12 protein-coding genes are annotated in these 10,670 nt (G+C 72.1%); 7 read left to right on the forward strand and 5 right to left on the reverse strand.

Annotated features, from left to right (window positions below):
* Nucleotides 1-26: 26 nt before the first annotated feature.
* The gene (locus M3148_RS14475) at nt 27-1,079 is read right to left on the reverse strand and encodes a substrate-binding domain-containing protein (protein ID WP_251305417.1); all 1,053 of its coding nucleotides are present in this window, start codon (nt 1,077-1,079) and stop codon (nt 27-29) included.
* 152 nt (nt 1,080-1,231) lie between these two features.
* Here M3148_RS14475 and M3148_RS14480 point away from each other — a divergent pair, with 152 nt between their 5' ends.
* Entirely contained in the window at nt 1,232-2,443 is a 1,212-nt protein-coding gene (locus tag M3148_RS14480; RefSeq protein ID WP_251305418.1) for an MFS transporter, read from the forward strand.
* A 96-nt stretch (nt 2,444-2,539) separates the two neighbouring features.
* Here M3148_RS14480 and M3148_RS14485 read toward each other — a convergent pair whose 3' ends face one another.
* Nucleotides 2,540-2,953, reverse strand: coding sequence for a DoxX family protein (locus M3148_RS14485; protein WP_251305419.1), 414 nt, complete (start codon nt 2,951-2,953; stop codon nt 2,540-2,542).
* The gene (locus tag M3148_RS14490; protein WP_251305420.1) at nt 2,953-3,390 is read right to left on the reverse strand and encodes a nitroreductase family deazaflavin-dependent oxidoreductase; all 438 of its coding nucleotides are present in this window, start codon (nt 3,388-3,390) and stop codon (nt 2,953-2,955) included. Before M3148_RS14490 ends, M3148_RS14485 begins: the two co-directional genes overlap by 1 nt.
* 86 nt (nt 3,391-3,476) lie before the next feature.
* Here M3148_RS14490 and M3148_RS14495 point away from each other — a divergent pair, with 86 nt between their 5' ends.
* On the forward strand, nt 3,477-4,661 hold the full coding sequence (locus tag M3148_RS14495) for a winged helix DNA-binding domain-containing protein (protein WP_251305421.1): 1,185 nt from the start codon (nt 3,477-3,479) through the stop codon (nt 4,659-4,661).
* Here the strand turns inward: M3148_RS14495 and M3148_RS14500 are convergent.
* The gene (locus tag M3148_RS14500; RefSeq protein WP_251305422.1) at nt 4,629-4,778 is read right to left on the reverse strand and encodes a hypothetical protein; all 150 of its coding nucleotides are present in this window, start codon (nt 4,776-4,778) and stop codon (nt 4,629-4,631) included. The genes M3148_RS14495 and M3148_RS14500 overlap by 33 nt on opposite strands.
* Nucleotides 4,779-5,220: 442 nt before the next feature.
* On the opposite strand from M3148_RS14500, the gene M3148_RS14505 reads away from it, so the two are divergent.
* Nucleotides 5,221-6,492, forward strand: coding sequence for a CAP domain-containing protein (locus tag M3148_RS14505; RefSeq protein ID WP_251305423.1), 1,272 nt, complete (start codon nt 5,221-5,223; stop codon nt 6,490-6,492).
* 1 nt (nt 6,493) lies between these two features.
* On the opposite strand, the gene M3148_RS14510 is transcribed toward M3148_RS14505, so the two are convergent.
* Nucleotides 6,494-7,693 (reverse strand): pyridoxal phosphate-dependent aminotransferase, encoded by a 1,200-nt coding sequence (locus M3148_RS14510; RefSeq protein ID WP_251305424.1) that lies wholly within the window; start codon nt 7,691-7,693, stop codon nt 6,494-6,496.
* Between the two features lie 128 nt (nt 7,694-7,821).
* On the opposite strand from M3148_RS14510, the gene M3148_RS14515 reads away from it, so the two are divergent.
* From M3148_RS14515 to M3148_RS14530, 4 genes are all read left to right on the forward strand, one after another.
* Nucleotides 7,822-8,055: a type II toxin-antitoxin system Phd/YefM family antitoxin gene (locus M3148_RS14515; RefSeq protein WP_306469991.1), complete on the forward strand. Its 234-nt coding sequence runs from the start codon at nt 7,822-7,824 to the stop codon at nt 8,053-8,055.
* Nucleotides 8,052-8,441, forward strand: coding sequence for a type II toxin-antitoxin system VapC family toxin (locus M3148_RS14520; RefSeq protein ID WP_251305426.1), 390 nt, complete (start codon nt 8,052-8,054; stop codon nt 8,439-8,441). Before M3148_RS14515 ends, M3148_RS14520 begins: the two co-directional genes overlap by 4 nt.
* A gap of 36 nt (nt 8,442-8,477) precedes the next feature.
* Nucleotides 8,478-10,013, forward strand: coding sequence for a molybdopterin-dependent oxidoreductase (locus M3148_RS14525; protein ID WP_251305427.1), 1,536 nt, complete (start codon nt 8,478-8,480; stop codon nt 10,011-10,013).
* A 131-nt stretch (nt 10,014-10,144) separates the two neighbouring features.
* A complete protein-coding gene (locus M3148_RS14530; protein ID WP_251305428.1) occupies nt 10,145-10,489 on the forward strand; it encodes a hypothetical protein in 345 nt (114 codons plus the stop codon).
* Nucleotides 10,490-10,670 lie beyond the last annotated feature (181 nt).

Genomic DNA, 10,670 nt, shown 5'->3' on the forward strand with positions numbered 1-10,670 from the left:
GGTCGTCCCGTCGTCGGTCGGCCGGCTCAGCCCCAGCAGTTCTCCAGCCCCCACTCGGTGGTCTCGGAGTCGATCCCCTCGACGGGGTTGTCGGTGATGACGACGCTGCCCGTGTCGACGAACCCGGACGGCGCCTCGCCGCCGCCGGCGGCCTCGATGATCGCGTCCATGCCTTGCCGGACCATCTCGGCGGGGAACTGCATGACCGTCGCCGCGTACTGCCCGTCGGCGACGTCCTGCACGCCCTGACAGCCTCCGTCGATGGACCCGATGACCACCTGGTCGGTGAGGCCCTGGGCCTCCAGGGCCGCGTAGGCACCGCGGGCGGCGGGCTCGTTGATCGTGTAGACGGCGTTGACGTCTGGGTTGCGCTGGAGGAGGTTCTCCATCGCGGTCTGAGCGTTGTTCTGGTCGCCCTGGGTGTTCTCCATGCCGAGGATGGCGGCGTCGCCCTCCTCGATGCCGAAGCCGTCGAGGAAGCCGTCATGACGGAAGGTGTCGACCGTGCCGCCGGCGGTGCCGTCGAGCATGATGAGCTTCGGCTCCGCGTCACCGATCGCCGCCCGGACGTAGGCGCCCTGCAGTCGGCCCGCCTCGAGGTTGTCGGTCGCGAAGGTCGCATCGACGGCGTCCTCCGGCTCGGTCGCCGTGTCGAGGGCGATGACGATGATCCCCTGGGCCCGGGCCTGCTCGATCGCGCCGAGCACGCCGGTGGAGTTGTTCGGGGTGATCATGATGCCGTCCACGCCCTGGGCGATGAGGTCCTCCATCGCCTGGACCTGACCCTCGTTGTCGCCGTCGAACGCGCCGGCCAGGGCGGTGAGCTCCACGCCCTGCTCGCCGGCGTACTCGGCGGCAACCTCCCGCATGGTGACGAAGAACGGGTTCGTCTCGGTCTTGGTGATGAGGCCGATGCTCACGTCCCCGCCGCCGCCACCGTCGCCGTCGCCGCTGGTGGTCGCTCCGCCGCCCGGCTCGTTGTCGGAGCCGCAGGCGGCGCCCGCGAGCAGCAGCGTGGTCGCCGCCAGCGCGAGCGCGCGCCGACTCCCCCGCCCTGTTGTCGTTCTACTGGTCCTCACGGCACGCTCCCTTGCGTCCTGTGTGGTGTGCGTCGCCACCACGTGCCGAGAGTGAACCAGCGCTGCGCGCGCGTGGCAAGCACCTGAAGCGGTTCGTGACCGTCGTGAGACCCGGCGGCGCGCGCGGCTGGGCCGCGTCCTACAGTGGGCCGATGCCCGCCCCGCCGCCCGCGGGTCTGCTTCCGGGGGACCCGCAGTACCGCCGGGCCCTGCTCGCCCTCGGCGCGACGGGCACCGCCGCGTTCGCGATGGTCTACGTCGTCCAGCCGCTGCTGCCGCTCGTCTCCGCCGAGCTCGACGTGGGCGCCACCAGCGCCAGCCTGCTCGTCTCCGCGTCGACCCTCGGCATCGCCGTCGCCGTCCTCCCGCTCGCGCGGCTGTCGGAACGCACGGGCCGGGGCCGGACGATGGTGCTGGGACTGGCAGGCGCCGTCGTCGCCGGGGTGGCGGCGGCACTGGCGCCGACTTTCGCTCTCATGCTGCTCGCCCGCGCCGTCCAGGGAGCGGCGATGGCGGCGGTCCCGGCCGCCGCGCTGGCATGGGTGACGGAGAACGTCGCGCCCGGGTGGGTCACGCGGGTCGCGGGACTCTACATCGCCGGGACGACGGTCGGTGGGATGGGCGGGCGTGTGGTGGGTGGCGTCGTCGCGGACCTGACGACGTGGCGCACCGCGATGCTCGTCGTCGCCCTTGCCGCAGCGGCGCTGACGGCGGCGGCCGCGGTGCTCCTGCCCCGCGGGTCCGCCGTCGGCGTCCGTCCCGACCAGGCGCCCCGCGAGGGCGACGACGGCGCCCGCCCGGCCCGGGTCCGGGTCTACCTGCTCGGTGGGCTGGGGATGGCGATGTTCGTGGGCGTCTACAACGTCATCGCCTACCGCACCCACGCCCCGCCGTTCCTCCTCGGCACCGGGGTGGGCTCGATGTTCTACCTCACCTACCTCGCAGGGACGGCGACGTCGTCGCTCGCGGGCCGCCTGGAGCGGCGCTTCGGTCTGCGCACGACGGCGCTCACCGGGCTGGCCGCGTGCGCGGCTGGGGTAGTGCTCACCGTGCCGGACTCGGTCGTGCTCGTGTGGGTGGGGCTCGCGGTCGTGGCCGCCGGCTTCTTCATGGTGCACGCCGTCGCGTCCGCGGCGTCGGCACGGCTGAGCCCGCGGCCCTCCGACGGTTCGGGCACGTACACGCTCGCGTACTACGCGGGCTCGTCGGTGGGCGGGGTGCTGCTCGGCCAGGCGTGGGAGGTGGGCGCGTGGGGCGCGACGGTGGTGGCGGCGGTGACGATCATCGCCGTGGCGGGCGCCGTGGCAGCAGGTCTGCCGCGCCGGCGCCCGCGCCAGGCGGGGCATGTGCCACAAAGGGGGTGAGATCAGGCTTGCTCAGGCTCGGATCATGCCCCCGGGCTTGATCATCGCCTCTGATCGATCACTCCGAATCGCCCTTGTGGCACATGCCCGAGGTGGTCAGGAGTCGGTGAGCTCCACCCGCTCGCGCCGACGCAGGTGACCGCCGCCGTAGAGCGCCCACAGGATGAGCACCGGCTGGAAGAACAGGCGGCCCAGGCGCTTCTCGTCGGTGTCGAGGCCGAAGCCGTCCTTTGCCTCGAGGTACTGGGCGACGTTCCCCGGGAAGACGAGGACGAAGAACACCGCCAGCACCGCCCCGATGACACGCTTGTGCCGCGGCAGCGCAACGAACACAGCGCCGAGCGCGATCTCCACGACGCCGGAGGCGAGGACGGTGAAGTCCTCGTCGAGGGGGAACCAGTTGGGCACCTGCGCCTGGAACTCCTCGCGCAGGACGGTGAGGTGGCCGACCCCGGCGCCGATCATCGCGGCGCCCAGGGCGAGGCGGGCCACGGTGCGCAGCGTGGACATCACGCCATCCGCTCGAGGACGAAGACCGGGATCTCGCGGTCGGTGCGCTCTTGGTACTCGGCGTACGGCGGGTAGGCCTGGACGCAGCGGTCCCACCACTCCTCCTTCTCGGCGCCGGTGACCTCGCGCGCCTGCATGTCCCACCTCGCCGCGCCGTCCTGCAGCTCGACGTGCGGGTCGGCCACGACGTTGAAGTACCAGACAGGGTGCTTCGGCGCCCCCCCCATCGAGGCGACGACGGCGTAGCTGCCCTCGTGCTCCACCCGCATGAGGGGCGTCTTGCGCAGCTTGCCCGTCCTGGCGCCGCGGCTGGTGAGGATGACGACGGGCCGCCCACCGAGCGTGTTGCCCTCCTGGCCGTCGCTCCGCTCGTACAGCTCGGCCTGCTCGCGTGCGCGGTCGCTCGGGCTGGGTGCGTACTCGCCTTCAAGTGGCATGGGGACTGTCTACACGAGCGCGTCGGCAGGCGCAGGGCCGACCGCGTGACCGCGAGCGCTCCCCCGCCCCGGCATAGTGGTCCCCCATGCGCCACATCGACGACACCGAGCGCCGCAGCCGGCTCGCCATCCGCCACGGCCTGCACCCGGCCCACCGCCTTGCGGACCCCGTCGCAGTCACCCGCGCGATGACGGTCCTCCACTCCACCGAGCCCGCGACCGTCCACCTCGCCGTGCACGCCCGCACCGACGACGTCTCCCCCGAGGGCGTCGAGCGCGCGCTGTACGAGGACCGCAGCCTCGTCAAGCAGCTCGCGATGCGCCGTACGCTCTTCGTCTTCCCGCGTGACCTGCTTCCGGCCACGCTCGGCAGCGCCTCCGCCCGCGTCGCCGCTGAGCAGCGCCGCGTCATTGTGCGTGACGTGGAAAAGTACGCGATCGCCGACGACGGCGCAGCCTGGCTCGACGCTGCCGCGAGCGCCGTCCTCGCCCACCTCGCCACGTCCGGTCCGCTGTCGGCGCGCGACATCCGGGAGCAGGTGGCGGAGCTGACCGGCCAGATCACCGTCGACCTCGACAAGAAGTACGGCGGCACCTTCCAGATCGCCCCGCGTGTGCTCACCATGCTCGGCGCGGAGGGCCGCATCGTGCGCGCACGCAACGCGAGCCACTGGCGCACCGGCCGCCCGACCTGGACCCTCACCGAGACCTGGCTCGGCGAGCAGCCCACTCCCCTGTCCGCCGAGGAGGGCTACGCCGAGATCGTCCGCCGCTGGCTGGCCACCTTCGGCCCCGGCACCGTCGAGGACGTGCAGTGGTGGCTCGGGTCCACGAAGTCTGCCGCCCGCGCCGCGCTCGCCGCCCTCGCCGCCGTGGAGGTGCGCCTCGACGGCGGGCAGGTCGGCTGGGTGCTGCCCGAGGACGAGGCCCCGGTCCCCGCCCCCGAGCCCTGGGCCGCGCTCCTGCCCACCCTCGATCCCACGACCATGGGATGGAAGGGCCGGGGCTTCTACCTCGACCCCGAGGACGTCCCCTACCTCTTCGACTCCAACGGCAACGCCGGCACCACCGCGTGGTGGGACGGGCGCATCGTCGGCGCCTGGGTCCAGGACGGCGACGGCGCGGCCAAGGTGGTCCTGCACCGCGACGTCGGCGCGGACGCACGGTCCGCCCTCGACGCCGAGGCCGCCCGCCTCACCGACTGGCTAGACGGCGTGCGGATCGTCAACCTCTACTCCTCACTCCTCATGAAGCAGGCGCCGCTGCCCTGACGGCGACGCGTCGAGCACACGGTCGAGCTCGAGCACGGCGATGCCGTCCTGCAGCTGGAAGCAGCGCGCCAGGACTGCGAGGCACTCCTCCACCTTGGCCTCGGCCGCCTTGACCACCGTCCGCCGCGATGCCGCCCATCTTGTTCTTGCGCTCGAGCTTCTCCGCCAGTGCGTCGAGCTGACGCAAGGCATACCCCTGAGTCCGCGCGATCGTCTGCGAGGTCGCCTGCACCTTCGACCAGGCGACCTCGGAGACCCGGCCGACCTTTTCGACTCCTCGCTGATCTTCACCCACCGCCCTGAGTTGGCTGCGACTCCCGAGCCTGCCTGCGCGATCCAGCCGCCGTGGCAACCATCGGCCCGAGCCGCTGCAGTCGGAGGTCCCTGAACTGCGGCAAGCCCTCGGAGACGAGGAAGCGCTGCACAGCCGCCGGGCGCCCACCGCGTCTGCGGAGAGTCCCGCCACACCACCTCATTTGAGCGACGACCGTGCCGATGGCAAGGACGTCAGCACACCCGTCGAAGTCGGGTGCCACGTCGGCAGGAAGTCACTACTCCCGTGATCGGCCACATCTCTTCGCCCGCCCGTCTCGCCCGCGCCGCGACGGCTTTCCTCGCAGTCCTGCTCGTCATCACGTGCCTGTCCGCGGTGCCTGCCTCCGCCACCGAGACGGACGCCGCCCGCTTCGAGGACCGCATCCTCCAGCTCCTCAACGCCGATCGCCGCGACAAGGGCCTGCGTCCCGTCCAGCGCGCCACCGAGCTCGACTCCGTCGCACGCTCGTGGTCGGGCAAGATGGCGGGCGCGAGCCGGATGTCGCACAACCCGAGCTACTCCAAGCAGATTCCCACGGGCTGGACGTGCGCCGGTGAGAACGTCGCCTACGGGTACCAAACCCCGGAGGCCATGTACCGCGGCTGGTACAACTCCCCGGGCCACTACGCGAACATGTTCGACGCCCGCTTCACGCACATCGGCATCGGCATCGCCTACCGCAACGACCCCGACTTCGGCGCCATGCCCTACGGCACCCAGAACTTCGCCGCCTACTCCGGCAAGACTCTCACCACCACGGCGCGGCCGGGCAGCACACCGGCCGGCCCGCCTGCCGGCTCCGTCCCCGGGACGATCGACGACGGCGGCATCGGGGGCAGCGGCAACCAGTTCCACCTGGCCAACAGCTTCAGCGGTAGCGCGAGCAGCGTGTACCGGTACGGCACCAACACGAGCCGCGTCTACGTCGGTGACTGGAACGGTGACGGCACCGACACGCTCGCCTACCGGGTGGGCAGCACCTTCTACATCCGCGACCACGCCGGCGCCGGCCCTGCGACGCGGACCATCAGCTACGGCAGGCCCGGGGACCGCGTCTACGTGGGCGACTGGGACGGCGACGGCGTGGACACCTTCGCCGTGCGCCGCGGCAGCACCTACCACGTGAAGAACTCCGTCACCGGGGGCGCCGCGGACCACGTCATCAGCTACGGCCGTCCCGGCGACGACGTCCTGGTCGGTGACTGGAACGGCGACGGTCGCGACACCTTCGCGGTGCGCCGCGGTGGCACCTACTACGTCAAGAACGCCATCAAGGGCGGGAACGCCGACGCCGTCATCACCTACGGCCGCCCCCGCGACGACGTCTACGTCGGCGACTGGGACGGAGACGGCGTGGACACCTTCGCCGTGCGCCGGGGCCGCACCTACTACCTCGCCAACACCATCCGCGGCGGTGCCGCCGACCGCGTGCTCGTCTACGGCCGGACCGAGGACACCACCCTCGTGGGCGACTGGGACGGGGACCGCCGCGACAGTCTGGGCATCCGCCGCTGACTCACGTCCCCTGGAAGCGCTCGATGCGCCGCACGGCCTCACGGACGGCGTCGGCACCGGCCGCGAAGGACAGTCGCACGTACTCGCGCCCGCGAGCGCCGTCGAAGTCCACACCGGGTACGACGGCGACCCCCTCCTGCTCGAGCAGTGCCGCGCACCACTGGACCGAGGATGCGTACCCGCCCAGTCGCTCCGCCAGCCCCGCGTAGAGGTAGAACGCACCGTCAGCGGGCGCGATGGGTCCCCACCCCAGGCGGGGCACGTCGTCGAGCAGGACGGTGCGGGTGGCGGCGAGGTCGGCGACGCGCGCGTCGGCCTCGGCGTAGGTCTCCTCGGAGAAGGCGCCGAGGGCGGCGTACTGGGCCGGGGCGGGCGGGCACAGGGCGACGTTCCCGGCGAGCGCGTCGACGGCGCCGGCGAGGTCGGCGGGCAGCAGCGCCCACCCCAGGCGCCACCCCGTCATCCCCCAGTACTTCGAGAAGGAGGAGACGACGACGGCGGACTGTGCACCCGGCACGTCCCACGCGCACACGCCGCGTGCGTCGGGGGCTGCGGGGTCGGCCGGGTAGGTGATGCCGTGGTAGATCTCATCGCTCACCAGGCGCACGTCGTGCTCGGTGCACCAGGCGGCGAGCGCCGTCATCCGGTCACGGTCGATCATCGTGCCGGTCGGGTTCGCCGGGGAGGCGATGACGAGCCCGGCGACCCTCCCGTGTGTGGCGAGCACGCCGTCGAGCATCTCGGGCGTGGGCTGGAAGCCGACCTGCGCGTCGCAGTCCACCTCCACCACCCGGCACCCCAGCGTCTGGAGGATGTTGCGGTAGGCCGGGTACCCGGGACGGGCGAGGACGACGACGTCGCCCGGGTCGAATGCAGCGAGGAAGGTGAGCATGAACGCGCCGGAGGACCCGGTGGTGACGGCGACCTGCTGGGGCGGCACCTCGAGCCCGTACCAGCGCCGGTAGTGAACGGCGATCGCCTCGCGCAGCTCGTGCAGGCCCAGCGCGCTGGTGTAGCCGAGGGCGTGGCCGCCGGCGTGGGTGCTCGCGGCGAGCTCGCGCACGGCGCGGGGCGCGCCACCGGAGGGCTCGCCCGCACACAGGGAGATGACGTCGCGGCCCGCGGCGCGCAGATGGGCGACGCGGTCGAGGATCGACATGACCTGGAACGGCGCGACGGCGGAACGCTGCGAGGCCCTCATCGCGCCAGTCCCGTGGACGCCGTGCTACCTGCCATCCGCCCATGCTAAGCCGCCCTGCCGCCAGCGGACAGCGGATGTCGGGCCTAGCCAAACTTAGCCCATGTCCCTACGCTGGTCACATGGTCCAGATGAACGTGCACGAGGCGAAGAGTCAGCTCTCTCGCCTCATCGAAGCCGTTCTCGCCGGAGAGCCGGTGACCATCGCGCGGGCGGGAAAGCCGGTCGTTGACCTCGTCCCGCACCGGGGGCCCGAGGTCGTCATCGGTGTCGAGGGCTGGCAAGACTTCCGCGTCGATCCCGATGTCTTCGACGGACCGGACGACGAGGTCCAAGCCCTGTTCTACGGCGATCCGACGTCGTGACCGGCGTTCTCCTCGACACGAACGCCCTCCTGTGGGTGCTCGCCGGCCAAGACGAGTTGGGCGCCCGCGCCCGGGCTTTGCTGGCGGCGTCGCGGCCAGCGCACTTCTCCGCGGTGTCTGTTCTCGAGATCACCATCAAGCACATGCTCGGTCGGATCGACGTGCCGGGGGATGTCTCGGCCGGCGCTCAACGCGCCGGGTTGGGCGAGCTCCCGTTCCGAGCAGACCACGCCGCCGGGCTGCTCGACTTCCCCGCCCTGAGCAGGCACGACCCCTTCGACCGGATGCTCCTCGCGCAGGCCGCCACCGACCAGCTCCGCCTCTTGACATCTGACCGTTTTCTGCTGGGCCTCGGATTCGATTGGGTGGTCGACGCTCGCGCCTGAGCATGCCGGGGCAGGACGGTGGACCATGGTCGGGTGATGAGACGCTCGCGCGGTGCGGCCGCGCTCGCCGGACTGGTCGCAGGCGCGGTGACACTCGGCGCCGCCGAGCTGCTGGCCGGCCTGCTGTCCCGTGCGACGACGGTGACGGGGACGCCCTCGCCCCTGCTCGCCGTCGCCGACGCCTTCGTCGACCTCACCCCGCCGTGGCTCAAGGATGTCGCCGTGGCGACGTTCGGCACGGCGGACAAGACCGCCCTGTTCGTCGGCATGGCCCTCGTGCTCCTCGCCGCGTGCGCGGGCATCGGCCTCCTTGCGCGACGGTCACTCGCGGCCGGGCTGGTGACGTTTGCGCTCGTGGGGTTGACCGGCGTGGCGGCGGTGCTGAGCCGGCCCGGCGCGACGGCGAGCGACGCGCTGCCCACGGTCGCCGGCGTCGTCGTCGGCGCCCTCGTCCTCGCCTGGTTCAACCGCGACGTCACGACGACGACGGAGATCGGGATGCCGGGCGACCTCACGCGCCGCTCGGTGCTCGTCGGCGGTGGGTCTCTCGCGGTGCTGGGCGTGCTCGGCATCGTCGCCGGGCGCGTCCTCAGCGGCGCGGGCGAGGCGGTGCGGGCAGCCCGGGACGCGTTCGTCGTGCCCCGCGTCGCCGCGCCGGTGACCGTCCCCGCGGCCGCGGACCAGGGTGTGCCGGGGCAAACGACGTACCGCACGCCCAACGACGACTTCTACCGGATCGACACCGCACTCACCGTGCCGCAGGTGGACCCGGCGACGTGGCGGCTGCGGGTGCATGGCATGGTGGAGCAGGAGGTCGAGATCGACATGGCCGAGCTGCTCGACCAGCCGATGGTCGAGGCGCTGGTGACGCTCGCGTGCGTGTCGAACTACGTGGGCGGGAACCTCGCCGGCAACGCGGTGTGGACGGGCTGGCCGGTGCGCGAGCTCCTCGCCCGCGCCCGCCCGCTGCCGGAGGCGGACATGGTGCTCTCGACGAGCGCCGACGGCTGGACCGCCGGCACCCCGATCGAGGCGCTCACCGACGAGCGCAGCTCTCTCCTCGCCGTCGGGATGAACGGCGAGCCGCTGCCACCTCAGCACGGCTTCCCGGTGCGGATGGTCGTGCCGGGGCTGTACGGGTACGTGTCGGCGACGAAGTGGGTCGTCGACCTCGAGGTGACGAGCTTTGCCAAGGACGAGGGCTACTGGACTCCGCGCGGCTGGTCCGAGCGCGGCCCGATCAAGACGGCCTCCCGCATCGACGTCCCCCGCCGCGGACCGATCGACGCCGGGCGCACCGTCGTCGCCGGCGTCGCGTGGGCCCAGCACCGCGGCATCTCCGCCGTCGAGGTCCGCGTGGACGACGGTGAGTGGCGGCCGGCCACCCTGGCCGCCGAGCCCACCGTCGACTCCTGGCGGATGTGGATGCTCGAGTGGGACGCCGAGCCCGGGGAGCACACGCTCACCGTGCGGGCGACCGACGGGGACGGTGAGGTCCAGACCGAGCGCCTCGCCCCGCCCGCGCCGGACGGAGCCAGCGGGTGGCACTCGGTGGACGTCGAGGTCAACTAGTTCGGCCGTGCCCCTGCACGCGCCTGACTACCATGATCCTCACAGCCTGCGACGGTACCGGTGCTGCCGTTCACTCCTCCACGACCGGGCGAACCGACCGTCTCGACTCCCTCTCCCTGAAGGCGAGTGCCATGTCCCAGCAATTCCCTCCGCCCCCACCGCCGCACGCGCAGGGCGGGATGCCCGTCTACCGCGGCGATCCGGTGCACACCACGTACTCACCGGACGCGATGCTCGCCGACAAGGCGGCCCAGGCCTCCCTCATCTTCGGCATCATCGGCGTGTTCTTCGCCGGAGTCGTCTTCGGGCCGCTCGCCATCTGGCAGGCCTCCAAGGCCGAGAAGATGAACAAGCCGGCCACCGCCGGCAAGGTCCTCGGCTGGATCGCCCTCGTGTGGGGCATCGGGCAGATCGTCCTGGCCTTTCTCGCCGTCACCGCGTTGTTCGCCGTCGTCACCAGCAGCTCGGGCTACTGACCCGACCACGGGCAGAGGCATCTGGCGGCGCCGAAGGCTCAGAAAGCTTCGCGGCTAGGAGACTGCTGAAGAATGCGTGTCCCTGACCGGTGTGCGGGCGGCGGTCGGGAACGATTGGTGCATGCAGGGGAGATCGCGGGATCAGCGGGATCTGTTCGACGCGGAGTCGATGGCCGGGGAG

The sequence above is a fragment of the Georgenia satyanarayanai genome (assembly GCF_023715365.1).
Lineage (GTDB): Bacteria > Actinomycetota > Actinomycetes > Actinomycetales > Actinomycetaceae > Oceanitalea > Oceanitalea satyanarayanai_B.